The organism is Moorella glycerini (genome assembly GCF_009735625.1).
Classification (GTDB): domain Bacteria; phylum Bacillota; class DSM-521; order Neomoorellales; family Neomoorellaceae; genus Neomoorella; species Neomoorella glycerini.
The window spans coordinates 2607162-2633803 of sequence record NZ_CP046244.1 but is presented as its reverse complement, the minus strand read 5'-3'; the positions used below and the strand labels follow the sequence as shown (position 1 = coordinate 2633803).

General features: G+C 54.3%; 27 protein-coding genes and 1 pseudogene. 13 read left to right on the top strand and 15 right to left on the bottom strand.

All coding sequences use genetic code 11. From position 1 onward, the window contains the following. Positions 1–5: 5 nt before the first annotated feature. The 12 genes from hslV to MGLY_RS13000 all read right to left on the bottom strand — a co-directional run bounded on the left by hslV (position 6) and on the right by MGLY_RS13000 (position 11965). A complete protein-coding gene (gene hslV / locus MGLY_RS13050) occupies positions 6–530 on the bottom strand; it encodes an ATP-dependent protease subunit HslV (RefSeq protein ID WP_156274490.1) in 525 nt (174 codons plus the stop codon). A gap of 5 nt (positions 531–535) precedes the next feature. Continuing rightward, a complete protein-coding gene (xerC, locus tag MGLY_RS13045) occupies positions 536–1465 on the bottom strand; it encodes a tyrosine recombinase XerC (protein ID WP_156274488.1) in 930 nt (309 codons plus the stop codon). Between the two features lie 53 nt (positions 1466–1518). Further along, entirely contained in the window at positions 1519–2832 is a 1314-nt protein-coding gene (gene trmFO, locus MGLY_RS13040; protein ID WP_156274486.1) for a methylenetetrahydrofolate--tRNA-(uracil(54)-C(5))-methyltransferase (FADH(2)-oxidizing) TrmFO, read from the bottom strand. A gap of 21 nt (positions 2833–2853) precedes the next feature. Then, positions 2854–4944 carry a type I DNA topoisomerase gene (gene topA / locus MGLY_RS13035; protein ID WP_170291079.1) on the bottom strand — a complete coding sequence of 697 codons (2091 nt, stop codon included), beginning with the start codon at positions 4942–4944 and terminating at the stop codon, positions 2854–2856. A gap of 11 nt (positions 4945–4955) precedes the next feature. Next, positions 4956–6041, bottom strand: coding sequence for a DNA-processing protein DprA (dprA, locus tag MGLY_RS13030; protein WP_156274484.1), 1086 nt, complete (start codon positions 6039–6041; stop codon positions 4956–4958). A 211-nt stretch (positions 6042–6252) separates the two neighbouring features. Then, positions 6253–7356, bottom strand: a complete 1104-nt coding sequence (locus tag MGLY_RS13025) for an iron-containing alcohol dehydrogenase family protein (protein ID WP_156274482.1) — start codon at positions 7354–7356, stop codon at positions 6253–6255. Positions 7357–7506: 150 nt separating this feature from the next. After that, positions 7507–8031: a ferredoxin domain-containing protein gene (locus MGLY_RS13020; protein WP_156274480.1), complete on the bottom strand. Its 525-nt coding sequence runs from the start codon at positions 8029–8031 to the stop codon at positions 7507–7509. A gap of 145 nt (positions 8032–8176) precedes the next feature. After that, positions 8177–9721 (bottom strand): YifB family Mg chelatase-like AAA ATPase, encoded by a 1545-nt coding sequence (locus MGLY_RS13015; protein WP_156274478.1) that lies wholly within the window; start codon positions 9719–9721, stop codon positions 8177–8179. Between the two features lie 494 nt (positions 9722–10215). After that, positions 10216–10623, bottom strand: coding sequence for a type II toxin-antitoxin system VapC family toxin (locus MGLY_RS13010; protein ID WP_211661886.1), 408 nt, complete (start codon positions 10621–10623; stop codon positions 10216–10218). Continuing rightward, positions 10617–10832, bottom strand: a complete 216-nt coding sequence (locus MGLY_RS13005) for a hypothetical protein (RefSeq protein ID WP_156274476.1) — start codon at positions 10830–10832, stop codon at positions 10617–10619. The genes MGLY_RS13010 and MGLY_RS13005 overlap by 7 nt, the downstream gene beginning before the upstream one ends. Before the next feature lie 126 nt (positions 10833–10958). Then, on the bottom strand, positions 10959–11093 hold the full coding sequence (locus MGLY_RS18585) for a hypothetical protein (protein WP_277997858.1): 135 nt from the start codon (positions 11091–11093) through the stop codon (positions 10959–10961). A gap of 71 nt (positions 11094–11164) precedes the next feature. Then, entirely contained in the window at positions 11165–11965 is an 801-nt protein-coding gene (locus tag MGLY_RS13000) for a SurA N-terminal domain-containing protein (RefSeq protein WP_170291078.1), read from the bottom strand. A 102-nt stretch (positions 11966–12067) separates the two neighbouring features. Between MGLY_RS13000 and MGLY_RS12995 the strand changes: the two genes are divergently transcribed. The 3 genes from MGLY_RS12995 to MGLY_RS12985 all read left to right on the top strand — a co-directional run bounded on the left by MGLY_RS12995 (position 12068) and on the right by MGLY_RS12985 (position 14718). Continuing rightward, positions 12068–12220, top strand: a complete 153-nt coding sequence (locus MGLY_RS12995) for a hypothetical protein (protein ID WP_211661884.1) — start codon at positions 12068–12070, stop codon at positions 12218–12220. A 250-nt stretch (positions 12221–12470) separates the two neighbouring features. Then, the gene (locus MGLY_RS12990; RefSeq protein ID WP_170291077.1) at positions 12471–13859 is read left to right on the top strand and encodes a copper amine oxidase N-terminal domain-containing protein; all 1389 of its coding nucleotides are present in this window, start codon (positions 12471–12473) and stop codon (positions 13857–13859) included. 64 nt (positions 13860–13923) lie between these two features. Further along, a complete protein-coding gene (locus tag MGLY_RS12985; RefSeq protein WP_156274472.1) occupies positions 13924–14718 on the top strand; it encodes a tetratricopeptide repeat protein in 795 nt (264 codons plus the stop codon). Positions 14719–14863: 145 nt separating this feature from the next. Here MGLY_RS12985 and MGLY_RS12980 read toward each other — a convergent pair whose 3' ends face one another. Next, complete coding sequence (locus MGLY_RS12980) at positions 14864–15784, bottom strand: TIGR01777 family oxidoreductase (RefSeq protein ID WP_156274470.1); 921 nt, start codon at positions 15782–15784, stop codon at positions 14864–14866. A gap of 379 nt (positions 15785–16163) precedes the next feature. Here MGLY_RS12980 and MGLY_RS12975 point away from each other — a divergent pair, with 379 nt between their 5' ends. From MGLY_RS12975 to MGLY_RS12960, 4 genes are all read left to right on the top strand, one after another. Continuing rightward, on the top strand, positions 16164–16412 hold the full coding sequence (locus tag MGLY_RS12975) for a hypothetical protein (RefSeq protein ID WP_156274468.1): 249 nt from the start codon (positions 16164–16166) through the stop codon (positions 16410–16412). 19 nt (positions 16413–16431) lie between these two features. After that, a complete protein-coding gene (locus tag MGLY_RS12970) occupies positions 16432–17118 on the top strand; it encodes a manganese catalase family protein (protein WP_156274466.1) in 687 nt (228 codons plus the stop codon). A 701-nt stretch (positions 17119–17819) separates the two neighbouring features. Next, positions 17820–19370: a peptidase associated/transthyretin-like domain-containing protein gene (locus MGLY_RS12965; RefSeq protein WP_211661883.1), complete on the top strand. Its 1551-nt coding sequence runs from the start codon at positions 17820–17822 to the stop codon at positions 19368–19370. A 102-nt stretch (positions 19371–19472) separates the two neighbouring features. After that, positions 19473–20492 carry a multicopper oxidase family protein gene (locus tag MGLY_RS12960; RefSeq protein ID WP_156274464.1) on the top strand — a complete coding sequence of 340 codons (1020 nt, stop codon included), beginning with the start codon at positions 19473–19475 and terminating at the stop codon, positions 20490–20492. Between the two features lie 114 nt (positions 20493–20606). Here MGLY_RS12960 and MGLY_RS12955 read toward each other — a convergent pair whose 3' ends face one another. Continuing rightward, entirely contained in the window at positions 20607–21845 is a 1239-nt protein-coding gene (locus MGLY_RS12955) for an IS110 family RNA-guided transposase (protein ID WP_156271235.1), read from the bottom strand. Between the two features lie 315 nt (positions 21846–22160). On the opposite strand from MGLY_RS12955, the gene MGLY_RS12950 reads away from it, so the two are divergent. The 5 genes from MGLY_RS12950 (at position 22161) to MGLY_RS12930 (ending at position 25898) form a co-directional block, all read left to right on the top strand. Next, positions 22161–22418 (top strand): fibronectin type III domain-containing protein, encoded by a 258-nt coding sequence (locus MGLY_RS12950; protein ID WP_170291076.1) that lies wholly within the window; start codon positions 22161–22163, stop codon positions 22416–22418. Positions 22419–22852: 434 nt separating this feature from the next. Further along, complete coding sequence (locus tag MGLY_RS18860) at positions 22853–23383, top strand: DUF6431 domain-containing protein (protein WP_422880088.1); 531 nt, start codon at positions 22853–22855, stop codon at positions 23381–23383. A gap of 142 nt (positions 23384–23525) precedes the next feature. Beyond that, a complete protein-coding gene (locus tag MGLY_RS12940) occupies positions 23526–24782 on the top strand; it encodes a helix-turn-helix domain-containing protein (protein WP_156271578.1) in 1257 nt (418 codons plus the stop codon). Between the two features lies 1 nt (position 24783). Next, complete coding sequence (locus MGLY_RS12935) at positions 24784–25584, top strand: ExeA family protein (RefSeq protein WP_156271579.1); 801 nt, start codon at positions 24784–24786, stop codon at positions 25582–25584. Between the two features lie 11 nt (positions 25585–25595). Beyond that, positions 25596–25898 carry a hypothetical protein gene (locus tag MGLY_RS12930; RefSeq protein ID WP_156273088.1) on the top strand — a complete coding sequence of 101 codons (303 nt, stop codon included), beginning with the start codon at positions 25596–25598 and terminating at the stop codon, positions 25896–25898. Between the two features lie 148 nt (positions 25899–26046). Here MGLY_RS12930 and MGLY_RS18855 read toward each other — a convergent pair whose 3' ends face one another. Then, positions 26047–26301 (bottom strand): DsrE family protein, encoded by a 255-nt coding sequence (locus MGLY_RS18855; protein ID WP_422880094.1) that lies wholly within the window; start codon positions 26299–26301, stop codon positions 26047–26049. Positions 26302–26314: 13 nt separating this feature from the next. Between MGLY_RS18855 and MGLY_RS18850 the strand changes: the two are divergent. Then, positions 26315–26449: pseudogene (locus MGLY_RS18850) on the top strand (IS256 family transposase); the annotation flags it as partial. Positions 26450–26642 lie beyond the last annotated feature (193 nt).

Here is a 26642-nt window from a genome sequence, read left to right as displayed (position 1 = left end):
TGGCATCAGAGTTCTTCTACCACAATATTATTATTGGTATAGATGCAGATAGAAGCGGCAATCTCCATAGCTTCCCGGGCGATGGCACCGGCCTCGAGCTCGGTATGCTTTTTTAAGGCCCGGGCGGCCGCCAGGGCATAAGGGCCCCCGGAGCCGATGGCCGCAATCCCATCATCGGGTTCAACTATTTCGCCGTTACCGGAAATTACCAGGAGATGCTCCCGGTCGGCCACCACCAGCAGGGCTTCCAGGCGTCGTAAAAATCTATCAGTACGCCATTCTTTCCCCAGCTCTACGACGGCCCGCTGGAGGTTGCCATGGTATTCCTCCAGTTTGGCCTCAAACTTTTCAAAGAGGGCAAAGGCGTCAGCCACACTGCCGGCAAAGCCGGCCAGGACTTTATTCTGGTATAGCCGGCGTACTTTACGGGCCTTATGTTTCATAATGGTATGGCCGAAGGTCACCTGGCCGTCGCCGGCTACGGCCACCTTGCCTTTATGGCGTACGGCTATCACCGTTGTGCCTTGCACGGGTTCTACCCCTCACTTCTTCTAGCCCTGGGGTGGGCCTGCTGGTATACTTCTCGTAATCTGGCCCGGCTGAGATGGGTATAGATCTGGGTGGTGGAAAGGTTAACATGGCCCAGGAGTTCCTGGACTACCCTGAGGTCTGCCCCCCGCTCCAGCATGTGGGTGGCAAAACAGTGGCGTAGGGTATGGGGGGAGATGCCGCTGCTTAAAGCTGTCTTCTCCACGTAGTGGTTCAGCCTCTCCCGCACGCCTCGGGCTGTCAGCCGCCCCCCCAGGTGGTTGAGATACAGGGCTTTTGTTTCCGGCGGGTTGCGGCGGGCCACCAGTTCCGGCCGGCCCCGGGCCAGGTAATCCCGCAGGGCTTTGACGGCCAGGTTGCCAAGGGGAACAACCCTTTCCCGCCGGCCCTTGCCCAGAACCCGGGCATACCCGGCTTCCAGGTCAAGATTTTCTACATCCAGGCCGACCAGTTCGCTCACCCTTATGCCGGAGGCATACAGGGTTTCCAGCATGGCCCGGTCCCTTAACCCTAACGGGGTAGTAGCCGGTATGGCCAGCAGTTTTTCTACCTCGGCATAGCTTAAAAAACGGGGTAAACGCTTTTCCCGGCGCGGGCCTGCCAGCAGGGCCGCCGGGCTGCTTTCTACTTTGCCTTCCCGCAGCAAGAAGCGGTAAAAGGACCGCAAAGCAGCCAGCTTGCGGTTCATGCTGCTCTTTTCCCGGCCTAATTGGTTCAGCCGGCCTAAAAAACGGCGCACCAGCCAGGTATCAACGTCTGCCGGCCCGGCCCCCGGGCCCTGGCGCTCGTACACGAAGGCAGCAAATTGCTCGATATCGGCCCGGTAGGCGGTAACGGTACAGGGAGAGGCTTGTTTTTCGCTTTCCAGGTATAAGATGAACCCTGCCAGCCCTTCTTGAAAGGCGGTTCCGATCATACCCTCACCCCCGGACCCTATATATGCTAACATATTCACTTATAAAGTGCAAGTCAATTGCCGGAAAATTCACCGAGGCTGGACCAGATTTGTAAAGCCCGCTCCGCTAAAGCCCGGTTGCGCACTTCCCGGCCCTTGATCCGGCGCTCCAGGGGCGGCAGCAGGCCAAAATTAATATGCATGGGCTGCAGGGGATCGTGGGTGGGATCGGTAATATAATGAAGGAGGGCGCCGTGGGCCGTAGCCGGCGGCAGGGTCAGGGGTTCCTCGCCCTTGATATAGCGGGCGGCGTTGATCCCCGCCACCAGGCCGCTGGCTGCCGATTCAATGTAACCTTCCACGCCGGTTAACTGGCCGGCCAGGAAAACCTGCGGGTGTTCCTTTAACTGCAGGGTAGGTTGAAGCACCCGGGGCGAATTAATATAGGTATTGCGGTGCATGACGCCAAAACGGACAAACTCCGCCTCCTCCAGGCCGGGGATGAGGCGGAAGACCCGTTCCTGTTCCCCCCACTTGAGGCTCGTCTGGAAACCTACCAGGTTATACAGGGTGCCGGCCAGGTTGTCCCGGCGCAGCTGCACCACGGCATAGGGCTCCTTCCCGGTAGCCGGGTCGATGAGCCCCACCGGGCGCATGGGGCCAAAGCGCAGGGTATCCGGTCCCCGCCTGGCCATGACTTCCACCGGCATGCATCCTTCAAAAACTACCTCGGGCTCAAAATCATGCCGGGGATAGCGTTCAGCCGTAATTAAGGCCTGGTAAAAGCGCCGGTACTCCTCTTCATTCAAAGGGCAGTTGAGGTAGTCTTCCTCCCCCCGCCCGTAACGGGAACCCCTGAAAATACGGCTGTAATTTAAAGATGCGGCCGTAACAATGGGCGCCGCCGCATCGTAAAAGTATAAATACTCGGCGCCGGTAAAACCTTTCAGGCTTTCGGCCAGGGCCGGCGAAGTTAACGGCCCGGTGGCAATGATCACCGCCTCCTGCCCGGGTATGGCCCGGGCTTCCTCCCGGATAATGGTGATCCGTTCTTCCGCCTCCAGGGCCGTAGTCACCCGAACGGCAAACTCCTCCCGGTCCACCGCCAGGGCCTTGCCGGCCGGCACGCGACATTCCTCAGCTACGGCCATAATGAGGGAATGGGCCAGGCGCATCTCTGCCTTTAACAGGCCGGCGGCATTCTCCAGGGTATCGGCTCTTAAAGAATTGGAGCAGACCAGCTCGGCCAGGTAACCGGTACGGTGGGCCGGCGTCATCTTGTCCGGCCGCATCTCCCACAGCTCAACTTTGGTACCCCGCCGGGCCGCCTGCCAGGCGGCCTCGCTGCCGGCCAGGCCGCCGCCAATGATGATCAGCTTTTCCGGCAACTTATCCCCTCCGTGAAAAAACTATCTGGCCTGCTGGATCTTTTCTTCATAGCCGCATTCCTTGCTGGGGCAAAGCAGGCGTGCCCCCTGGCGGGAAGCCTTTTCCACTAGGCGGGTCCCGCAGCGGGGGCAGTTCTGGTTGGTAGGTTTATCCCAGGAAACATAATTGCACTCCGGGTAGTTCTGGCAGCCGTAAAATTTACGGCCTTTCTTCGTCCGCCGGGCCACAATTTCTCCCCCGCACCGGGGACAATTAACGCCAATGGTTTCCAGCAAGGGTTTGGTAAAACGGCACTCCGGGAAGCCGGGACAGGCCAGAAATTTGCCAAAGCGGCCCGTCTTGACAACCAGGTTACGGCCGCAAAGTTTACATTTTTCTTCGCTAACTTCTTCCGGTAGCTCGACCGTGCCGATCTCCCTTTCGGCCCGTTCCAGCACCCGGCTGAAGGGCTCATAAAATTCGGCCACTACCTGGCGCCAGGATAATTTCCCGGCTTCAATCTCGTCCAGTTGCTGCTCCATCTGGGCCGTAAATTCCACGTCAATAATATCAGGAAAATGCTCCTTCAGGAGATCCACCACCACCCGGCCCAGTTCCGTGGGGATAAACTGTTTTTGCTCCCTGACCACATAACCGCGCTCCAGGATGGTCTCAATGGTCGGGGCATAGGTACTGGGCCGGCCGATACCCAGCTCTTCCATCGTTTTTACCAGGGTGGCCTCGGTATAACGCGGCGGCGGCTGGGTAAAGTGCTGTTTGGGTTCCAGGGATTGGAGTTCCAGGGTCTGGCCGATTGTAAGGGCGGGCAGCCTTTGCTCCTGCTCCTTACCTTCGCCGTCGCTGCCTTCCTGGTAAACCCGCAGGTAACCCGGAAACTTAACTACCGAACCGGTGGCCCGGAAAAGGCAGGGCCCGGCGCTAATATCCACCGTCATGGTATCCATGATGGCAGCCTGCATCTGGCTGGCCACAAAACGCTCCCAGATTAGATTATAGAGGCGGAACTGGTCCCGGGTAAGGACATTTTTTAAAGCCGCCGGTTCCCGCCAGACGGAAGTGGGCCGGATGGCTTCGTGGGCATCCTGGATATCCTTACGGCCTCTAAATTGCCTTAAGCCTTCCGGGACATAATCGGGGCCAAAGCGTTCCATGAGAAAGTCCCGGGCTTCCAGCTGGGCCACGCTGGCAATACGGGTGGAATCGGTACGGATGTAGGTTATCAGGCCGACAGGACCTTCGCTGCCGCCCAGGTCAATACCTTCATAGAGCTGCTGGGCCACCTGCATGGTCCGCCTGGCCGTAAAATTTAGTTTGCGATAAGCCTCCTGCTGCATGGTGCTGGTGGTGAAGGGGGCTGCCGGGTTTTTGCGCCGTTCCCGTTGCTTGACCTCCGTTACGACATAGGTAGACCCCTCCAGGGCTGCCAGGATGGCTTGCATTTCGCCTTCATTTTTAATAGCCGGGTCCTCACCAAGATATTTAAAGAGTTTGGCCGGGAAAGCCTCCCCCTCACCGCCAGCCAGCAACCAGGCCGTCAGGCTCCAGTATTCTTCCGGCTGGAAGGCTTCGATTTCCCGTTCCCGGTCGACAATCAGGCGCACGGCTACCGACTGCACCCGGCCGGCACTTAAACCTTTACGTACCTTGCGCCACAGGAGGGGGCTCAAACGGTACCCCACGACACGGTCCAGCACCCGCCGGGCCTGCTGGGCATCGACCCGGTTTTGATCAATCTCCCGGGGCTTTTTTATAGCCTCCTGGACGGCGTTGCGGGTAATCTCGTGAAACTCGATCCGGATCGGCCCGGGAGGTAGCTCAAGGAGATGCTGCAAGTGCCAGGCAATAGCCTCCCCTTCCCGGTCCGGGTCCGTAGCCAGTAAAACACGCTGGGACTTCTGGGCGACGGCCCGCAGTTCCTTGACTATGGTCCCTTTACCCCGGATGGTGATATAGTGGGGCTCAAAACCGTGCTCGACGTCGACGCCAAACTGGCTCTTGGGTAAATCGCGGATATGCCCCATGGACGATTTTATGGTATAGTTCCGCCCCAGGAATTTGCCAATGGTCTTGGCCTTGGCCGGCGATTCCACGATCACTAGTGTATGGGCCAAAATTTTCCCCCCTAACAGCGCAGGTAAAAACCTCCCGGTAACCGCCGGATTAATTTTCTTATCTCCAGCTGGAGCAAGGCGGTATTCAGTTCCCCCGGCGGCAGGCCGGTTGTGGCCATAATGGTATCCAGGTGGGTAGGCATGACACTGAGGGCGGCCATTACCTTTTCCTCGGCGGCTGTCAGGGCCACCTCCACCTGGCTTTCTTGCCGGGACAAGGGCCACAGGGATTGGGGCTCATATTCGGCCAAAATATCGGCTACCCCGGTCACTACCCTGGCCCCCTGTTTAATTAACTCATTAGTGCCCTCGCTGTAGCGGCTGGTAACTGGCCCCGGGACGGCAAAAACGTCGCGATTCTGCTCCAGGGCCAGGTCGGCTGTAATCAAGGCCCCGCTTCTGGCTGCGGCCTCGACGACCACTGTACCACTCGCCAGGCCGCTGATTATCCGGTTGCGGGCCGGGAAATGGCCGGCATCCGGCGGCGTGCCCGGGGGAAACTCAGAAAGGATGGCCCCGTGGTCCATTACCTGGTGGTAAAGCTGCCGGTGTTCCGGAGGATAAATAACGTCTACCCCACAGCCCAGGATGCCCCAGGTGAGGCCTTTTCCCTGGATGGCTCCCCGGTGGGCAGCCGCATCTATGCCCCGGGCCAGGCCGCTGACCACACCGGCGCCGGCGGCGGCAAGACCGGCAGCGAGCTCCGTGGCCACCTTAAGACCATAGACCGTCGCCCGGCGGGTACCGACGATGGCTATTTTCAGGCCTTCCCCCGGCAGCTGGCTGCCCCGCCAGTAGAGGACGGGCGGCGGATCATAAATACGTTTGAGCTCCAGGGGGTAGGTATCTTCCTCCAGGATCAATACTCCGATACCGGTTTTCTCTAGTTTAGCCATAATTTTTTCCGGTGTTACCTGGCGGCGCCAGTTAATCAAGGAGGTTGCCGCCTTGCCCAGACCTTCCAGGGCCAGAAGCTCTTTTTCCGGTGCCTGCCAGGCGGCCCGGGGACTCCCGAAAAATTTAACCAGCTGGAGGACCCGGCGGGCTCCCAGACCCGGCGCCTGCTGGAGGGCTACCCAGAATGGTTTTTCTTCCATGGTTTCTCCCCTGCTGTATAGTTGTAAAAGTAACCTTTCGCGGTCTGGGCGAAATTTCCTGCCGGTAAGGGACAAAAGTTACCGGGTTTCCTAAAAGCATATCTATTCTTTGGCGGCTAGTCAAGCCTGGATTAAAAAAGTCCCCCTGGAGGGACAAATAGGTGTTGCTACAGGTCTTAAGGTATTGTAGCCCGGAGCCAGGTCCTTCATACTAGCCCATGCTCCGGCGTAACATGTTTAGTAAATCCTCTGGGGTCGCCTGGCGGGCCGTCCAGGCCAGGCTGCTGGTGTTTGTTGCTGCCAGGGAAGCCATCCGTTCCAGTTCTTTTGCCGGAATTCTTTCCGGTGGCGGCAATAACTGCCGGATCAATTCCCACACTTCCTCTATGGAGGCCATTTCCAGGGCCGCCAGGAGACTGTTTACCTTGGCCGGTTGTGCCGGCTGGATAAATTCCAGGTAGGCAGGCAGCAGGTAGCCATTGGCGCGGCCGTGGGGTATATCATAGCTGTAGGTTAAAGGATAACCCAGGGTATGAAGGATGGTCGTCCGGGTCTGGGCGATGACCATGCCTCCCAGGGTGGTGGCATACATGAGGTCCCGCCTGGTCGCCGGGAGCAGGTTTCCGGCCAGCAGGGCCTCCTTTTGCCCGGCAAAGAGGCGCACGGCTTCCAGGGCCAGGGTATCGCTTAAAGGGGTGGCGCGCCTGGACAGGTAACCTTCCATGGCATGGGTCAGGGTATCCAGGGCCGTATCTATGGTAATATCACGGGGTAGGGAATAGGTATAACGGGGGTCTACCAAAGCTGCGACGGGGAAGCAGCGGTCGTCGCTGAAACCCTTTTTTATTTCCTTAGCCGGTAAAGTAAAAACGGCATGCTGGGTAACCTCGCTCCCGGTCCCGGCGGTAGTCGGTACAGCTACCAGGGGTAGGGGCGGCTCCGGCAGGTCGGCCTCGTACAGCCGGGTTGCCGCTGCCCTGTTGGGAACGAGGAGGGCAACGGCCTTGGCCGTATCCAGGGGTGACCCGCCACCAATGCCAATGACCAGATCAACACCCTCCTGGCGGGCCAGGTCAACGGCTTTCGCGACAGTCTCCAGGGTTGGGTTGGCCGGTACCTCGTTGAAAACAACCCAGTTTAAGCCCAGCCTTTGAGCCAGGGCTTCAAAATCAGCCAGGGCACCGCTGGTAAGGGCGCTCCGGCGCCCGGTAACTACCAGGGCCCGCCGGCCCAGCCGGCTGAGGAAATCGCCATACTCGTTTAAAACCCCTTCGCCAAAAAATACCCGGGTAGGCAGGTAAAAACGGAAGGTCATTTTAATCGCCTCCACAAATCCCTTCACCCTAAATTTTTCTCGGGTTTAACCCTTTTAATGAATGGGCGCCCAGGGGAAGAAGCCCTGGGCGTCGTGGATGAGAACTGGTGATTATAGTTCGAGCCCTGCATAATGCGTCTTTAAAATAACCTAGCGATCAAAATAAATGTTTTTCCCGGTCGCGGCAATGGGGATACCGGCAATAACGTCGGCATCCATGAGACCCATTTTCCGGGCCACGACACCAATCCGGTACATAATGCGGTTATCGGCATTGAGCATCCCCGCCATTTTGGCGGCCGAACCCAGGGCTATCCCCAGGTCCATTAACCGCCAGGCGCAGATTGGCCCGGCAAACTCGGGCCCAGCATGCAACTGTTCCAGGTCGGCACAGCGGGGAACACCGCAGGCACCACAGTCCAGGCCGGTTTTAGCAGCGTTTTTCAGCCCTACCAGGAGAACGGCATCAGAGCGGCGGACATTCTCACCATCGCGATCAAAGTTTTTCTTCCCGCTCTCCTGGCCATAGCGGGCCATAGCCGCGGCCAGCTGCTCCAGGGTTTCTCCCTGGAGAATCTTTAACTCCATAAAGTCTTTCCCCCCGGCCTTGGGCGCCGTCCGGGCAGCAATGGCCATTAGTTCGGCAATTAAACCCATGGCTTGAAATTCAGGCATGGTGGTTCGCCTCCTTTTTTATGTTCGGGCGGGCAGGTAAATTCCGGCTTCACAGCTTCACACCAGATAACATGCCCTGCCTTAAATAACTTTATAAATAACTCACCCTGTGCCGGCTACTGCTTAATAACGGCCTACCGCTTTACTACTGCATTGCCAGTTTCTCCTCCCCCCAGTCCAGGCTGCGGTACTGGATGGCCTCGGCCAGGTGGGCGGCAGTTATTAACTCCGACCCTTCCAGGTCGGCAATGGTCCGGGCCACCTTGAGCAAGCGGTCATGGGCCCGCATAGAGAGGCCCAGCTTGTTGAAGGCATCGCGTAAAAGGGTGCGCGCCTGAGGGGCCAGGCGGCAGTACTGGTGCACCTGGCGGGCCGTCATAGCCGCATTGCAGGTAGCCCCTGTCCCCTTTAACCTCTCCAGTTGCCTCTGGCGGGCTGCCCTGACCCGCTCCCTGACGGCGGCCGAGTTTTCCGGCGTGGTCCCGGTTTCGACTTCATGGTAGGTCAGCCGGGGAACTTCCAAGTGCAGGTCTATCCTGTCCAGCAAAGGCCCGGATAACCTTTTCCGGTACTGGGCCACCTGGTGGGGGGTGCACAGGCATTCCTTGACCGCATCGCCATAATAGCCGCAGGGACAGGGATTCACGCTGCCGATTAAAAGGAAATCGGCGGGATAGGTAATGGCTGCCGCCAACCGGGATACGGTTACCACCCGGTCTTCCAAAGGCTGGCGCAGGGCCTCCAGGACGTCACGGCGGTATTCGGCCATCTCATCCAGGAAAAGAACACCGTGGGTGGCTAGGCTTACCTCCCCGGGTTTGGGGATGCGGCCGCCCCCGATAATACTGGCCGTCGAGGCCGTATGGTGGGGTGTCCGGAAGGGGCGTTCCGTTACCAGTCCCTGGCCGGGAGCCAGCAACCCGGCGGCGCTGTAAATCTTGGTTACGGTAAGGGCTTCTTCATAGGTCAGGGGTGGCAAGATTGATGGCAGGCTCCGTGCCAGCATGGTTTTCCCCGCCCCGGGACTGCCAATGAGCAGGATATTATGGCCGCCAGCAGCTGCTATTTCCAGTCCCCTCTTGGCGGCCGCCTGGCCCTTGATATCAGCCAGGTCCACCCCGTTAAAAACCGGGGGTGGACTATCCCCTGTTGCCGGTTTAACTTCCGGCAGCTCCTCATCACCGCGCCAGTAAGCCACCACCTGGGCCAGGCTTTCTGCCGCCAGCACCTTTAACCTGGAGGCCAGGGCGGCTTCATTGGCATTGGCCGCCGGGACAATAAAAGTTGCTCCGGGCTGGAACTCCTGCAGGGCCAGGGCCATGGGCAAAACCCCAGGTATGGGCCGCAGGCTACCCTCCAGGGAAAGCTCGCCCACAGCATAGATGACCGCCTCCGGCCCGCTACCAAGTTCTTCCGCAGCCATCAGGATACCCAGGGCAATAGGTAGGTCATAGATGGGACCTTCTTTTTTGATATCACCAGGGGCCAGGTTAACGATTATCCGGCGTAAAGGAAAGTCAAAGCCGGAGTTTTTAATTGCCGCCCGTACCCGTTCCCGGGCCTCTTTCACGGAGAGGTCCGGGAGACCCACTATATCACAAACAGGCAAACCATTGCTAATATCCACCTCTACCCGTACACTCTGGCCCTCCAGGCCCACGAGGACGACGGAATTAACAATGGCTAGCATAGTAAACACCCCAGCTGGTTTTCTACCCAACTTTTGCTATTCGCTGCAAGAAACAAAGTTCCTGCTAAGTTGGTGAAAAAAGAAAAGACCCCGTTTGGAGGTCTATCTCTCTGCAGGCAGCTCAGGGGATGACTTTAATGTTCTGAAATATATTTTCCAGTTTATCGGGATACAACTATCTCCTACTATAATATCCTTCAAATCCGGCTACCCATCGGAAGAGGCTGGCTTATGCTGGTCTCGGAGTTGAACATCCCCTTCAGTCCCACCGGCGGGCTAATCCTTTCGGTCACGTGCCGTTGGCGATATGATATACTGCCGAAGTCCATCCAGTCTAACTGGAAGAATTATTTCCAGTTTGAACCTGGACAAATGTGGGTTGATACTATAAATAATCTTTTAATGCTTTCGCCAAAATAACTATTATTAACCCAATTTTATGTCTACTAGCATCCAAGTCAATCTGCTTATATGGAGCCATGGTACAGTTATTTTTATTCTAGAGTAATTATTTCAGTTAGCCCAGGTATCTTTTCATAATGCTTTTTGTTATTAGTCAATAACGTTAGGTTGAAAAATATCGCTGTACAACCTATTAATAAGTCAAAATCGCTGATTGTTAACCCCTGTTTATGCAATTCCGCTCTTCGTTGACCGAAGAGGCGTGCTATAGGCGGGGAAACATTTATTATGGAAATGCCCTTCAGAAAATCGCGCAATGAACTTTCTTTTTCCTCTGGCTTCGCACTTCTAAAAACCCCTTCATACAATTCAGCGATGGTAACTACACTTATGGCCAGTCCTTTTTGCCTGTACTCTTTTAAAGTCGTTACGAATGGTTCCTTGCCCCGGAGATAAAAAACCGCCCAATCTGTATCGACCAGGTATTTTGCCATCACCATTCTGAACCTTTCCTGCCAACGCTATTACGGCGATGGTAAATTTCTTCTATGAATCCGTCAGCATCGAAGTCGGTCCAGGAACCTGCTGCTCTTTCAAATGCTTTCGTGTTTTCATTGTTAGAATCCTCGTTATCTAGTAGATGGCGTAATTTTTCCCTTTCCGCGGGAGGGAGTCTTTTAATCGCGTTATAAATTTTTTCTATAGCCATAACTTACCACCCTATTTTTCATACTTTCATCATCTTATTATAACCTAAATTTCTATTTGAAATGGTGATCATCAATGAGATTCCCGTTATTACTTTCTTTAAAAGCCCTGCAGTTCTTTTCCGCTTCTATATTTGATTTTTCATGTATATAATTTGACCAACAATCTCACAAACAGGCAAGCCGTTACTAATATCGACCTCTACCCGTACACTCTGCCCCTCCAGGCTTACCAGGACGACGGAATTGACAATGGCTAGCATGTTCAACCCCCAGGTGGTTTTTTGACCCACATTCACCAGAACGGGAATTCCTGCTAAGGTGGTGAAAAAGACTAATCATAAATAATCTCAAGGTCTTTGTCTTTTATACGAATATCGGCCTGGCGCAAAAGTTCGTTAGTATAATCTTCCCAGCGATTTTCAACCATGTACCGGAACTCATCCCCGCGGATTTCAGGGTGTTTATTGCCCCAATCCGCTTTAAACTTTTCCCGTAAACGGCTAATGGGCATGGTTCGCATGAGCCTTTGCACCCGGTATTCTGTTAGCGCTTCCGGACTGGTAAAGCCCATCCACTCCTGGAACTTATTGTCGACCTCTTGTAGTCTTTCTATCTCTTCTTTTGCCTTTTCTTCTTTAAGCGCCTCTTTTAGGGATTCCTGGGAAAAGGTCTCTATTTCCTGGTAACGCTGCCGGGCCTCGTCTATAGAAACTTTATATCCCTCTTTAACCGCTTCCTGGTACAGAACCTCCTCCCGCACCAGCCGGTTAAAAGCCTCATTCTTCTCCCCTGTCATTTCGCTTTGACGTTTTGCCCGCAGGTAGTAACGCTTTTCCTCTGGTGTCATCTTGGACCAGTCCCGTCCGGATTGCTTAAGAAACTCGTCTATAGAAACAGTTCCTGATTGAAACCTCATTTCAGCCATGAATTGCATTCTAAGCATTTCTTTTTCCAGAGCTTCCTTAGTTATTGGTTGACCATTTACAAGGGCTACTGCCTCCTCGATTTCTTTTGGCGATTGAGATGATCGGGCGCAGGCTGTAAAGGCGAGGATTGGTAGTAAGGTCATAACGATTAATGCTTTCAACAGGGTCCGATTGTTGCCGGCGAGCACACTATCCCCTTCTTCCATGGTGGTAGTGACTGATAACAAAGCTAAATGAAAGGCAAACAGTCCTTTTAGTGATATCATGGATTTATATCATGTCACATTAACAAGGGGATGGTTATTGGTATGGCCAAAATAACCTTTACCGCAAATATACGCTGGACCAGGATAGGTTTCTATTGCCAGGGCCAGGCCCGCAGCTTCCAGATAGCCGTTGACAAGCCCACCGAACTGGGCGGTACTTATAAGGCCATGAACCTGGTGGATCTCCTTCTCTGACTCGCTGGAGGGTGCATACCAATCAGGCAACAAAATGTTCGCTATCAACTTCAATAAGTTTTGGTTCCTCGTTAAAACAAATATAACCAAGTAACCCCGGGGGATATTATAACATAAATCTGGAAAGCAATGGGAACCTTTTAGTAATTACCGCCGTCTAAATAAATAAAGCCCGTAAAGTTAGAGCAAACGGGTTAACAGGGAGGTGCGGCCAATGACTTCTTTCCGGCGAAAACTATGGTTTTTGCCAATGCTGCTGGCACTATTCTTAATCCTGATCCCGGTGGTGGCCACGGCGGCCATACCAGACCCCGCCTTCAAGGCTGTCAACGGCACTGCCATTGACATCCAGTTTCTCCTGGATCACGGCTTGACCATGGCCCAGATAAAAGACCTGGACTACTACGCGCCTGTCGTGGAGATGCTCCTGAAGACAGGCCAGATCAATAAAGACCAGGCCAGCACCTTGGTCGAGGGACTCCTGGCCCACCGCCCGGCCGAAGCAGAACCTCTAAAGGAAGGCCCGGCGCCCTTCCCGCCGCCTTCTCCCCGGTCCGCTGCTGGCGAACCCTCTACCGGCCCGCTAAAATTCGTCATCAACAACTCGCTGCTTGATCCCGGCGTAACACCCCGGATCATCGACGGCCGGGTCATGGTGCCGGCCCGCTGGCTGGCCGAAGCCCTGGGAGCCAGGGTGGAGTGGGATGGAGCTACCCGCACCATTAAAATCGACGACCCGGAGAGTGACTCCCTGCGCCGCCAGCTAACCCTCCTGGAAAAAGCTTTAACTCCAAAGAGCCCGGGGGAAACTGTGCAGAGTTGGGCCGCAGGGGTCAAGAACCGCAACGGCGCCTGGCAATACGCCCTTTTAGCACCGGCCTTGAAAGAAAAGTGCCGTCCCAATTATGAAAGGATGGGGTGGGTGACGGGTGTATCCAGCCCCTGGGTAGAAAAATATACCATTCTTGAGCAAAAAGAAGAACCGGAAGGAAGCTGGCGCTTTACCGTCCAGTTCGACCTGATGACCTCCACCGGGCCGGCTGGATCTTATATAAACCATGTTACGGTGCAGCACCAGGATGGAAGCTGGTATATTACCGGCATTGACAGCACCTGGGACCAGTGGCAGCTCAAAGTCCAGCTCCAGAAACAGGTGGAGGACCTGGTAGCCAGGCAGTACCAGCATTACCGCCTGCTGGACACAAAGATTGACCTGCAATCCTTTTACCAGTCCGGCTTCCAGGCGGAAGCCGTATACCTGGTCCGGGTCAGCCACCTGCTGGGCGTAGACACCCCGGCGGAATGGCCGCCGCAGAAGGGCCGTCTCCACTACCTGGAAGAAAACCGCGCCCGCCTCACCCCGGAAGCGCTGCGAAAGATAGAAAGGCAAATTGCTTTCTGGCAGCAAGAATTGCAGGAGTATATTACTGAGCCCCAGGAAGCCAATGAATTCTTAAAGGTGACGGCCCGGTTCGACAGCCGGGGCCGGCTGCAAAAGGATGCCGTGCAATTTTTTATTGAAGACGCCGTTGGGCAGTATATCCCCCTGGATATGAACCTGCCTTACTTTAAGTCAGAAGCGGAGTTGATCCAGCAGGGGTATGAGGAGATGCGGCAGCTGGCCGCAGGCGCCGGGTAGTCCTGGCCTTCAGGGACAAAGTGAGCTATAGTTAAGCCCGCTTGGTTTTAAAGGGGGAAACAAGATGCTTCCTGCTCGCCTGAAGCGTATCCTGGCGCCCATGGTGATGCTCCTGCTCATTGCCCTTAGTGGGTGTGGGGGCGGGTTAGCAAGTGATGTAAAAGTCCTCGAAAAAGCTGTTGCCAGCCAGGACTGGGATACTGTTTCCGGTTTAAGCAAAAAAATGGTGCAGGAACACCCTGAACGACCGGAAGGCTATTACTTCCAGGGCGTCTACTATTACCACCAGAAGGAGTGGCAACAGGCCATCGACAACCTCAAAAAAGCCACCGAACTCGCTCCTGCTTACGCCGGCAAAGGTGGGGACATGCTTGCCGATATCTACATACAGCTAGGAATAAAACTATTTGATCAAGATTATCAACAAAGCCTGGAGCTTTTTAAGAATGCCTCGGAAGCCTCCGGGGATAAAAGCACGGGCCGGAGAATAGCCGGGATCATCATGGACCAGGTAAATAAAAAGAACGCGGGGAAAAACTTTTATGACCTCAAGGATTACCTGCCCTTGCTGCAAGCCGCCCTGCAATATGACGCCGCCAACGAAAGGGTCTTATTTTATACCGGCGTGGCCTGCAGGTTGAGAAATGAAAACGAAGAAGCCGTTAAATACTTCGATCGGCTGGCACCCGGGCCCTCATCCGGCAGCCTTCCGGACAGGCTCTTTTATTTTCCCAGCGACGCTTATTGTGTTGCCGGCAGGAATATGGAGTATCAGTTCTTACAGGCAGGGCGATGGCCACCAGTTCCGGCGCGACCTGCCCCCGTCATTCTGGCTGGTGGACCTGGCCCGGGACAATAACTGACCCCGGCTTTATTCACCTGCCAAACTCCCTGGCAAGCCTTCCCGCCCTTCCGGCCAGCTGCTGCAGGTAGCCACGCCGGTCACGCAGGTAATGTTCCACCTGGGAGCCCGTGGGGTTTAGCGCAACCTGTCGGTCTAGAATCTATCCAGATAAGATAAGCAAATCTTCCAGGGCCCCTGCTAACTCGGGATAGCGAAACTGGTAACCCTCCTGCAAAGCCCGGGCAGGTAGCACCCGCTGGCCGGTAAGGAGAAGATTGGCCATTTCCCCTAAGGCCATTTTCAGCATCCATGCCGGTACTCGCAAACTGGAAGGCCGCTTCAGCACTCTTCCCAGGACCGAGGCAAATTCCTCCATCCGTACCGGCTGGGGTGCGGTGAGATTTACCGGTCCAGCCACGGTTGTATGTTCAAGGGCCAGCTGGATGATACCTACAGCATCAGCAATGTGAATCCAGGAAACCCACTGCCGGCCGCTACCTAACGGCCCGCCAAGAAACAAACGAAAAGGGGTAACCATACGCGGCAGGGTTCCTCCTTCCCTGGCCAGGACGATGCCGGTACGTATGGTTACTACCCTCACTCCCAATTCCCTGGCCCGGTTGGCTTCTTGCTCCCAGGCCCGGCAGACTTCAGCCAGGAAGTCATGCCCCGGCGGCGATGCCTCGGTTAGTTCTTCGTCACCATGGGGGCCATAATAGCCGACTGCCGACCCGCTAATGAATACCCTGGGATGCTGGTTTAACTTTTGAAAGGACTCTGTCAATGCCCTGGTGACACCCAAACGGCTTTGCATAATAAGCTGTTTTCGCGAAGCAGTCCAGCGCCCGGCGCCGATATTTTCCCCGGCCAGGTTGATAACCGCTTCTACACCTTCCAGGGCCTCCAGTGGTACCCTTTCCACGCCCGGCTGCCACCGGATAAGCTGAACCCCGGGGGTTAGCCTGCCCCTCGCTGCCGCTGCGTTACGTGAAAGAACTATTAGATCATGACCTGCCTGTAGGAGTTTTGTACAAAGGGAACGTCCTAAAAGGCCTGTACCGCCGGTGATTAATATTTTCAAAGCCGACCCACCTTTCCTGCTTCTAAAAATGTACGTAGGTTACCGTTGTTTCCCTCCCGAATTATTAAGCTCTATTTCAAGCAACCATGAGCCGTTTAAGGCATAGGGCAATTTAGCTATTTTTACCTTCAGACGTTGCGACTGTTCAATAAAGGCAGGATTAATAGTGACACCTTCGCGGTTACCTTGTCCTGTGCTACCCCCGCCTATAGTTCCAACTTCACCTCTTTCATTGGTAATGCTATTGTACCAGATCTTTTCCAGGTGAACGGCGGTTAATAATGCGGTCTAATTGGTTTTAGAGGTCTTTATTAAATATGACGCTTTTATATGCTAAAAGGTTCCCGGTCACGGGCGGTTATAATTTGTAGCAGCCCCGATGCCCGAGATAGCCTATACCAGGGGCACCCTTAGGTTCCCCCAGTTATCTATCATAACGGCAACCCCAGGCATCCCGATAGCTGCCGGACCAGGCTCCTCCACCGGGCGCCGCCGGAGTAACGGCCAGGAGATACATGCGGCCAGAGAATTTCCGGGGATGTACACAGTTCCTGATTTAATCTTCATTAAATTAAACATGCTTCACCAGAGTACATATCATGAAGCCCAGCAAGGGATAATAGACTAAGAAAGAAAGGGGGAATAACATGTTCAAGCACGATAAGAAGCTGCTAGAAATGGTGCGTGTGGAACGGCCGAACCCAAACTACGCGGCGCTTTTGCAGGAGCAAATCGGGGGTCCCCACGGTGAGTTGAAAGCCGGGTTACAATACCTGGCCCAAAGTTTTCGCATTCAAGACCCGGCCATCAAGGATATTTTCCTTGACATCGCCGCAGAGGAACTCAGTCACCTGGAAATGGTATGTACAGCAGTCAACCTCTTGAACGGCCATGAACCTCAGGCCATGAACGCCACCATCGGCAATGTTCAGGCGCATGTAACGACCGGACTCAATCCCTTTTACAGCAACGCCTCCGGCCAGGTGTGGACCGCGTCTTACATTGAAGCCACCGGTGACCTGCCCGCAGACCTGCTTTCCAACATCGCCGCCGAACAACGTGCCAAGGTTGTTTATGAATATCTGCACCGGCAAATCGCGGATCGGTATGTGCGGCAGATGATCGATTTCCTGTTGAACAGGGAAGAGGCGCACAACACCATGTTCCGGGAATGCTTCCAGAAGGTCCAGGGTACCGGCTCCACCCAGGACTGGGGTGTGGACAAGGACGCCCGGCTCTTTTTCAACCTGTCCACACCCGGCAGCTATGTGGGGTCCTCCCTACACAACCCGCAACCACCGTCCTTTTCCGAGCCGCAAATCCCGCCCCAGTAAAATAGTTGGGGGCGGCTTTTGCCAAAAAGTACTATAAGGCAAGATCGTAAACAGGGAAGCGGCATCGCCTCCCTGTTCTATTTTATATCTATAGGACTGCCTGTCCGCCATCCGCCACCGGACTCTTGCACCAGCCGGAAATACTCTCCTTTTAATGTCTGACAAAAAGGATGCAGCAGTTTACTTTGATCGTTCTTGACAAGACAATAAAAGACTTCGCCAATATTAATGGCTTACCTTTATCATCTTACGCCACCTCAAGTTTGTGCTCAGTCAAATGTTCTTCTAATACTCGACTTCCCAGTAGAGCACCCCACCAGGCCACCAGGCGTTGGGGGTCGAAGTTATGGGTAGGTTGAGGAAAGGCGGCCCGTACCCACTCCTCCGCCAGACGGGAACAAACTTCCCCACAGATACAGGTGATTAGCGCATTGGTTTCGAACCTCAGTAACCTATTTATAACAATAAGAATAAGAATAAGATAATCCAGAGTTTTAACCGGAGGTTGGGACAATATGGATATTATTTCAAAGCAGCCAGTAATATCCAGTAGAAGTCCCACTAAGCAAATAGGCATTTTTCAACTCACAGTAACTGTCTCGCAAGTAGGTACAGGTATACGCATAACGAATTTCAAATTTATCGTCAACCAGGACAACGTGGGGGATCCTTTCGACCCCGTTCCGGCCAACTGGCCTTCGTTGAAGCCCGGCGCCAGCCACAGTGCGGTCGTGGCCACAGGGGACTCCAGGCACCCCACCGTCTTCCTGCCGGCCGGCAAATACCTTGTCTCCGTCCTGGCTCCCGGCTACAAGCTCGGGGGTAACTGGATCAACCTGAAGCGTGACAGCACGCTGACCGTTGAGTTGCAGCCCCACCCTCTGCCGCTTGCCAAAATCCGCGTCCACGTTTTCGAAGATATCCACCCGGTCAACGGCGAGGATGACTTCCCCCTCGAACACGGCCTGCCGGGGTTCCGCATCGTGCTTGCAGATGCCACCGGCGAGGTTACGGTCGACTATTTCGGCAACCCCCTCGGAACGGTTTACAAGCGGGACGCCGGCGGCAACCTGATTATCGGTCCGGACGGGAAACCGATCCCGGTGCCGAACACCGGCGGCATAATCCGGACGGATGAAAACGGCGACGCCGTCATTGAAAACCTGCCGCCGGGCAAGTACGGGGTGCAGGCGATCCCGCCCGACGGCAGCGACTGGATCCAGACCACAACCATCGAGGGTACCCACGTCATTGACGCCTGGATTGAAGAAGGCAACGACGGGTATAGCCCGCGCGAGGGTTTCAAGGCACCCCTCGTCTGGTTCGGTTTTGTCAGGCCGAAGGAGTTCGCCCCCGGAGCGGGAACGGGCACGATCACCGGCCGCGTCCGTACGATCATCGAGTTCACACCGCCAGTCAGGCCCCTGACCCTCGGCGGACCCGTCGACCGGCCCTGGATCGCTCTTACCGATATCGGCCGCACCGACGAGCAGGTCTATACCGGCCGGGGCAACCCTGACGGAACCTTTACCATCACCAACGTTCCTGCGGGCCTCTATCAAATGGCCATCTGGGATGAACCCCTCGACCACATCATCTCCTTCCGTACTGTACAGATTGCCGATGGTGAAACGATTGATATGGGCGATATCGGGATCCCGCGCTGGTTCGGCTGGATCAGCGGCATGGTCTTCCGGGACGAGAACGGCAACGGCGTACGCGATACGGATGCCGTCGGGAACTATATCGAGGAAGGTATCCCCAATGTCCCCGTGGGCACGCGCTTCAAAGACGGCAGTGGGCAGTATGCCACCGTAACCGAACTCGACGGTCGCTACTCTTTCAACGAAGTTTTCGAACTCGAGCGGTTCGCTGTGGCGGAACTGGGCTTCGACCGGTTCGGGCGCACCGCTGCGACCGCTACTCCCGATTACGGGATCACCCCGCCGCGGCCCACTACGACCCATCCCCGCGCCCTTACCCTGGCGGTCCTGACGTGGGCGGCGAAAACGAACCGCATCGATTGGGGGATGCGGGAATACCCGCTACCGGGACCGGACGGACTTGGGGGAACACCCGACGACGAACTCCAGGGGGGCATCTCGGGAATCGTTTATTACGCGACGATGTGCAACGAACTCAACCCCCGCTACGCGGTGGCCGAGGACTACGAACCGGGCATCCCCAACGTAACCGTCAACCTCTACCGGCTCAATGACGACGGCAGCACCACGAATTCCCCGGGGAGATGATGACCATGATCGGCATCTTTCCAGCCGGTACTCTCGGGCCGGAGGTCGGCAGGCTGCAAAGAAACAGCCGTGCAAATAGTACTCGCGAAAGGAGATAAAGGTATGCTGGTAAGCATAGAACTCTGGGCACGTCCGGGCATCGTTTCGCTACCCGGTGGTTTCCCCGCCGTTATCTGGGGCCTGGCTGCCAGTCCGACCGCCGCGCCTCAAGTGCCGGGACCTGTGCTTGAAGCCACGGTCGGCGATATGGTAGAAATAACGCTTCATAATATGCTAAATGAACCTGTCTCTCTTACTTTTCCGGGGCAGGAGATTGCCCCGGAACCGGTCCTCGACGCCGGCGGCCGGCTGGTTTCGCTCACTCGCTTCGCCGCGCCAGGAAGGAGTGTGGTCTATAGTTTTCCCGCCTACCGCCCGGGTACCTTTCGCTATGAAAGCGGCACCAGTCCCGAGCGTCAGGTCCAGATGGGCCTGTACGGCGCGCTCATCGTAAGGCCGGCCTGCTGGGACGACCCTGCCAGCCCCAACTATTATACCGCCTACGGGGCAGATACCGGCAGCGGTTACGACGTTGAGGCTGTTATTCTGCTCAGCGAATTCGACCGCGCGGCGCACGAAGTTATCGCCACCGGCGCCGTATACAACCCGTTGAACTACGCCCCGCAGTATTGGCTGGTAAACGGGCGCTCCTTCCCGGACTGTGTGGCCCCACCCGATACATCCACGCAACCCCTCACCTCCCGCGTCCCCGTCCTTGCCGGCCAGCGGGTACTGCTCCGCTTAATTAATGCCGGCTTCCTTGCCCACACCCTGGCCTTCCAGGAAGGGCCGGCGCGCGTTGTGGCCGAGGACGGCCGGCCCCGCCGCAGTCCCTTGCTTGACGCTACTTACGATAAGAACGCCATAACCTTAGGCGCCGGGCAGAGCGCCGACCTGGTCTTCACGCCCCCGGAAGGGGAGCATTATCTATACGACCGGGATCTTTTGCACCTGGTCAATAACGACGATTACCCCGGCGGGATGATGGCCCTTGTTGATGTTCGCCCGGCCTTTCCTGTAACTCCTCCGAAATCACTAAGGCTTACAGTTCAGCCCATATTTCACTTTAGTGGAAATAATTAGTGTGCGTTATTGCTGTATAAACTTTACTCTGGCGGTATAGCTATACTAAAATGTGTCTTTTTACCATTGCATGCTTGCACCTAGCATTTATCTTTCCTTTGGCTTTTTTTAAAACTAGGCAACAGAAGGCTTTTCTTCTAGAGTTACTGTGTAACCTTGGGCTTCTATTTGCTTTACTAACCGCCTTATTCGGCGTTCTCGTTCTTCTTTGGTATAGTAGTTTGGTCCTGGATCCTGGTAATGGGCTTTATCTTTTAGGAGATGGTAGATAATTTTTATCAGACTATGGGCGATGGCTAGCAGGGCTTTTTTCTTGCCTAGTCGTGGCGCTAATCGACGATATTTCGCGGAGAGATAGCTGTCTTTTGTTCGTATTGCGGCCCAGGAACATTGGACTAATATTGCTCTTAAGTGTTGATTTCCTTTACGGGTTTTCCCACTCTTTCGTTTACCGGCACTTTCGTTGTTACCGGGACAGACCCCTGCCCATGAGGCTAAATGGTCAGCATCAGGAAAGGGGGTCATGTCGACGCCTATTTCGGCAATTATATCCTGGGCTGCTTCTTTTTTTATGCCGTTTACTTCAGCTAGTCTCCCCGCTTCTTCGAAAAAAGGCTCCATCCTTTTTTCGATTTCGGCATTTAGTTCTTCGATTTGTTGCTCTAAAAACTCCAGGTGCTCTAGTTGTTGTTTCAACAATAGCCGGGTATGTTCTTCTATTTTCCCCTCCAGGGCTTTTTCTAGTTCTGGTATCTTCTTGCGTAATTTCCCCCTGGCCATTTGCGCTAGTTCTTTTGGATCTTCGTTCCCGTTAAGCATCGCTTTTAGTATCTCTCGCCCTGATACGCCCATGATATCTGTGGCTACTGAACTTAATTTGATATTGCTGTTTTCTAGCTGCTTTTGGACCCTTTGCACCTCGCGGCTGTGTTCTGCTACCAAAGCCGCCCTATACCTGGTTAACTCCCTTAATTCCCTTATTTCTTTCGGCGGGATAAAGCTTCCTGCTAGCAGGCCATGCCTTAAAAGTTCGGCTAGCCACACCGCGTCTTTGCAGTCGGTTTTCTTCCCCTTTAAGGCTTTAAAGTGTTCGGGGTTGATCAATATTAATTCTGGTATTTGGCCTTCTAAAATGTTGTATATCGGTTTCCAATATACTCCGGTGCTTTCCATGGCTACGGCAGTAACTCCGTTTTCTAAAAGCCATCCCCGTAACCCTTCTAAGTCTTCGGTCATGGTGCCAAAGGTTCTTATTTCTTGTTTTAGTTGTTTTTCTCCTGGCGTGATCAGACACGCCACTACCTTTTTCTTGTGGACATCTAGCCCACAGCAGCGTTCATACACTACTTCCATTTCGTGGTTTCTTGCTTTCCCCTCTTTCTTTTTTATTTTTTATTTAACTACTGCCAAGAGACACCTCCATGGTCTAAGAATCTCCTCCACGTGCTCAGCCTTCCAAGGCGGGTACTTTACCTTGTTGAGGCCTGCTTTACAGTTCGTGGTTCCTAAAGGTGTCTGGATCAGACTCCTCCTCGGGCTCCTTGTCCGGCACCAGAGCGAAATCGATCCTTTTCATGGCAGTGTTTTAACTTATACTATCACCTATTTCATGTGTCGTGGAGGGGGCGCCAGCCCCCATGGGGGGCTCCTCCGCAGCCCCCGTCAAATTTGACGGCCACGGCGGCTTTGCCGGGGCAGGTTGAACTTACCTGGATAAACAACGCTGCGGATAAAGAGGGGGTCGTTTTGGAGCGCCGGGCGGGAGGCGGGCCGTTTTTGCGGGTCACCACCCTGATGGTGGGAGCAACGGCCTATACCGATACCCACGTCGAGGCCAACACCACCTACACCTACCGGGTACTGGCCTTCAATCTAGCAGGAACATCAGCATATTCAAACGAGGCTGTCGTCACCACCTTGCCTTAGTCAAGATGAAACGGCCTCGACAACCAGGAATAAACCAGGGTATTCGGAAATCAGAGCCGAAAACGATATAACCGTATTTTGTGCCTGATGTCCAAAATTAGGGGGTTAGAATCTACAATTCCTTCCATCGATTTTATTGGCCTCCTATATTATGCTGGGTCGGGCCCCTCTTTTTTGTTACCGTACGATCGAGTTACAAAAAGGGGAAGTTTCTCACTTCCCCTCCATGCGGACACATAATCAGGGCTTGATGTAGGCATACCCTGCAGCCTGTTTCTTAGCAATTTCTGTTATGCCGGCCGGTACAACTTGTCATTTAGCACACTATCATCCTTAAAACTAGTCCTAACTTTATCAATTTAAAATATCGAGATAACATGTAACAGTTCCCCCAAAGTGATATAATTTTAGCAAATTATTCTGGGGGGCTGTTTATGCAACTGGTATACAATTTCGGTATTTCCCTGGAGGATTATGCTGCCCGGGGTAAGAAAAATGAGTTTCCCGTCATAGAGTCTTGCCCTATCTGTATGGCCCGGCAGGCTCTAAAGCGGCATGGTTTTTACTGGCGTAATGCCGGTAGTGACTCGGAAAAGTGGCTACAGCTGCCCATCTGCCGCTTTTGGTGCCGCTCCTGCCGGCACACCTTCTCTCTTTTGCCTTCCTTTCTCCTGCCGTATTACCAGTATTCCCTTAAGTTCATTCTGGACTGTCTCATATATTTCTTCTCCAAGGCCCGCCTCCTTATTTACTACCAGCTGCTCCAGTTCTACCGCCGCCGTTGGGCGAAGAACATGAATTGCATCCAGGCCTTCTTCCGGGAGCAGGGTTACCAGGAAATAATCCCGCCGGAATTTAAACAAAGGGCCATAAAATTGCTGGAAATGATTGCCGCGTTCCCCAACGCCGAAACCTTTTCCCAAAGGTTCCATAATCATTTCCGGCGCAATTTTATGGCTAATTAATTTTACCATGCTTTCCCCGGTTCCGTAAAGCCTCCCTGCTACATTAGCCACCACACACCTTTTGCCTGTCCTGGGGGACAGGTTAAGGTTAAACTGGTAAATGACCGGACCGGTTAACCTTAAATCCTGGGGAGGGGTTGTGATGGACGAGAAGGACCGGGAAAATATCGCTCTTTTTCGCTTTAGCTTGATTGCGCCGTTGTTGCAGGGTCAGGTAGCCAGCAGGAAGGCCTACCTGGAGAGTATTACGGCCAGACCCCATGAAGTACCGTATTATGGCCTCTGCGACTATAGCCCCCAGACCATTGCCAGCTGGCTCAGGGATTACCGCCGCGAGGGGTTTGAGGGGTTAAAACCGAAAAGGCGTTCTGACCGGGGAAGGCCGCGGGCCTTATCCCCGGAGTTACAGGAGCAACTCCTGGCCCTGCGCCAGGAGGAGCGTTCCTGTCCGGCTTCTGTCTTTTATGAACAACTGGTGGCTAAAGGTGTTATTTTACCGGACGCCGTTTCTTACGCTACCATTTACCGTTTCCTGAAATCCAGGGGGCTTTTAGGCCGGGAGATGCGGCGGGAGCCGGAACGGAAACGCTTTGCCTATGATACGGTGAATACCCTCTGGCAGGGGGATGTGGCGGCCGGGCCTTACCTTCGCGTTGGCAACAAAAAGGTGGCTACTTTCCTCTTTGCTTTTATCGATGATTGTTCCCGCCTGGTGACTTTTGCCCAGTTTTTTACTTCCGAGAAGTTTGAGTCTTTGAAGGTGGTCTTCAAGGAGGCTATCTTACGCCGGGGCATTCCGCAGATGGTCTACGTGGATAATGGTAAAATCTATCGTTCGGAGCAGCTGCAGCTGGCCTGCGCGGCCCTGGGGATAGCCTTGATCAATACTAAACCCTATGACCCGCAGAGCAAGGGTAAGATCGAAAGGTTCTTCTTGACCGTCAGGCAGCGTTTCTTGCCCCTGGTTAAAGATGAACACCTTAAATCTCTGGATAACTTGAACCGCTCTTTCTGGCAGTGGCTGGAGGAAGATTATCACCGCCAGGTCCACAGTGCTTTGGGTATGAGCCCCCTGGATAAGTTTATGTCCCAGTTCAGCCAGGTTAAGATGGTGAGCGACCCGGCTGTTCTGGAGCCGCTTTTTTTCAAGCGGGAGGAACGGCGGGTACATCATGATGCTACTATCTCCATTAACAAGCGCCTTTTTGAGGTGCCGCCTCAATTTATCGGCAACCGGGTGGAGGTGCGCTTTGACCCGGAAAAACTGGAGCGGGTCTTGATTTTTGTGGCCGGTAAAGAGGTGGCGGTGGCACAGCCGGTGGCGCTCAGTGTTAACGCCCGGGCAAAGCGGGAGAGCAAACTTTCTTTTGCCAGCTTACAGGGAGGGGGCCAAAACTAGAATGTACCAGGCTTTTTATGGCTTAAAAGGGGCTCCTTTTGGCAAGGAGCTAAAACCCCAGGATGCCTTCCTTTCCTGCAGTTTAAAAGAAACGAGGGCCCGGCTGGAGTATTTATCCCGCGTCCGGGGCATGGGGGTCCTGGTGGGGGAACCGGGAGCCGGTAAGACCTTTGCCTTGCGGGTCTTTTGTGCTAATTTAAACCCGGCCCTCTTTAAGGTTATTTATTTGCCCCTGGCCACAGGGACGGTCATGGATTTTTACCGCGGTTTGGCCCGGGGCCTGGGGGAAGAACCGTCTTTCCGCAAGATTGACCTTTTTCACCAGATCCAGCAGGCGGTCCAGGTGTTCTTCCGGGATAAAAAGATTACGCCCGTCTTCATCCTGGATGAGATGCACCTGGCTAACCCCAAATTCCTGCTGGACCTGGCCCTGCTCTTTAATTTCGCCATGGACGCCTTTAATCCTTTTATCCTGGTCCTGGCCGGCTTGCCTTTTTTGTTGAGCCGCTTGGAGTTGAACCAGACCCAGTCTCTGGCCCAACGCCTGGTGGTTCGCTTCCAGGTGGAACCTTTAAACCGTGAGGAGGTGGGCGCCTACCTGGAGCACCATTTATCCCTGGTGGGGGCTACCAGGCCTTTATTTGAGCCGCCTGCCGTCGAGGCCATCGCTTCTCGCTCCCGCGGCTGGCCGCGCCTGGTGAACAACCTGGCCCTGACTTCCCTCCTCTGGGGCGCCCAGCTTAAAGCCCAGCTGATTAGTGCTGATGTGGTCCGCCAGGCAGCTGCCGAAATTGGCCTCTAAGGGTGGTGGCTATGCTTAAGCTTGCTTCCCCCAGAGACGTGGAAAGTCTCCTGGAGATCCTGGCTTTCGTCCTCTGGGCGAATACTTTTGGGTCCTACGGTGAGGAATTGGAACGCCCGGTATTGGATTTCGCCCGCGACCTTTACGCTGAATTGCTAAAATACCTGGAGTCTTTCTATACCGCCCGCGAGGAACCCCATTATTACAGCTTTATTTGCCAGTTGCAACTGGAACAAGGATTTGATTTCCAGAGAAAACGCCTGGCTGCCCTTGATAAAAAATTGGCGGAACGGTTCAAGGCCCCTTCTTTTTAGGCCGCGTTGAGCGGCTTTTTTCTTTGTGGCTTTTATTGTGCTAATGTGCAATTCCTGAGAATTTGGGGTGCTGTAATTTGATAATCTTGCAGTTTGTGCCGGCGGCGTGAGTTACTTTAATTTGAAAAACGGTGGTTAATTTAATATGCTAAATGACAACAACTATCAGAAAGTTGGGGAGGCTGTCCTCGTCGATAGACTGACCTTTAAGAGCGTTCCGACACGCTACAAAGTTTACTCCCATCTGCGATAACTTCTTCATCTGCTCCACCAGCGACCCATTAGCTGTCCCGCAGCTTGCCCCCCGACCGTCACCTCCGGCAAAGAGACACCTGTTCCCGAAAATAGAAACCGCCTCACCGTTGGCCACTACTTTGATGTCAGCATTTCCTTGCCCAAACAAAGTTAAGAGGTAGCAAAACGGCGAGCAGATACTTCGCTGGATGGCAGCTTCTTATCTCGAGGCTGAAAAAGGTTTCCACCGGATTAACGGCTATCGTGAACTGTCCATACTGAAGGATGCGATGTGCAAGAAGTTGTTCCCAGAATAATCCATCACCATGCAAAGCGCTTAAAAATCGCGAAAATGGCCGTCCCGAAAATCTACGACGAACGGGATAACCCCCTGTAGTCATCATCTTTGTTTACCTTGAAGCTTCTGGTTTTCAGGTAAACATTTCGTATATAAAATTTGACCAACACTCTCACAAACGGGCAATCCGCTGCTAATATCGACCTCCACCC

Coding starts and splice junctions, on each gene's coding strand:
- xerC (WP_156274488.1), bottom strand. CDS start 1,465: ATGATCGGAACCGCCTTTCAAGAAGGGCTGGCAGGGTTCATCTTATAC.
- dprA (WP_156274484.1), bottom strand. CDS start 6,041: ATGGAAGAAAAACCATTCTGGGTAGCCCTCCAGCAGGCGCCGGGTCTG.
- MGLY_RS13025 (WP_156274482.1), bottom strand. CDS start 7,356: ATGACCTTCCGTTTTTACCTGCCTACCCGGGTATTTTTTGGCGAAGGG.
- MGLY_RS13020 (WP_156274480.1), bottom strand. CDS start 8,031: ATGCCTGAATTTCAAGCCATGGGTTTAATTGCCGAACTAATGGCCATT.
- MGLY_RS13015 (WP_156274478.1), bottom strand. CDS start 9,721: ATGCTAGCCATTGTTAATTCCGTCGTCCTCGTGGGCCTGGAGGGCCAG.
- MGLY_RS13010 (WP_211661886.1), bottom strand. CDS start 10,623: ATGGTGATGGCAAAATACCTGGTCGATACAGATTGGGCGGTTTTTTAT.
- MGLY_RS13005 (WP_156274476.1), bottom strand. CDS start 10,832: ATGGCTATAGAAAAAATTTATAACGCGATTAAAAGACTCCCTCCCGCG.
- MGLY_RS18585 (WP_277997858.1), bottom strand. CDS start 11,093: ATGCTAGCCATTGTCAATTCCGTCGTCCTGGTAAGCCTGGAGGGGCAG.
- MGLY_RS13000 (WP_170291078.1), bottom strand. CDS start 11,965: ATGGAAGAAGGGGATAGTGTGCTCGCCGGCAACAATCGGACCCTGTTG.
- MGLY_RS12995 (WP_211661884.1), top strand. CDS start 12,068: ATGGCCAAAATAACCTTTACCGCAAATATACGCTGGACCAGGATAGGT.
- MGLY_RS12990 (WP_170291077.1), top strand. CDS start 12,471: ATGCTGCTGGCACTATTCTTAATCCTGATCCCGGTGGTGGCCACGGCG.
- MGLY_RS12985 (WP_156274472.1), top strand. CDS start 13,924: ATGCTTCCTGCTCGCCTGAAGCGTATCCTGGCGCCCATGGTGATGCTC.
- MGLY_RS12975 (WP_156274468.1), top strand. CDS start 16,164: ATGCCCGAGATAGCCTATACCAGGGGCACCCTTAGGTTCCCCCAGTTA.
- MGLY_RS12970 (WP_156274466.1), top strand. CDS start 16,432: ATGTTCAAGCACGATAAGAAGCTGCTAGAAATGGTGCGTGTGGAACGG.
- MGLY_RS12960 (WP_156274464.1), top strand. CDS start 19,473: ATGCTGGTAAGCATAGAACTCTGGGCACGTCCGGGCATCGTTTCGCTA.
- MGLY_RS12955 (WP_156271235.1), bottom strand. CDS start 21,845: ATGGAAGTAGTGTATGAACGCTGCTGTGGGCTAGATGTCCACAAGAAA.
- MGLY_RS18860 (WP_422880088.1), top strand. CDS start 22,853: ATGCAACTGGTATACAATTTCGGTATTTCCCTGGAGGATTATGCTGCC.
- MGLY_RS12940 (WP_156271578.1), top strand. CDS start 23,526: ATGGACGAGAAGGACCGGGAAAATATCGCTCTTTTTCGCTTTAGCTTG.
- MGLY_RS12935 (WP_156271579.1), top strand. CDS start 24,784: ATGTACCAGGCTTTTTATGGCTTAAAAGGGGCTCCTTTTGGCAAGGAG.
- MGLY_RS12930 (WP_156273088.1), top strand. CDS start 25,596: ATGCTTAAGCTTGCTTCCCCCAGAGACGTGGAAAGTCTCCTGGAGATC.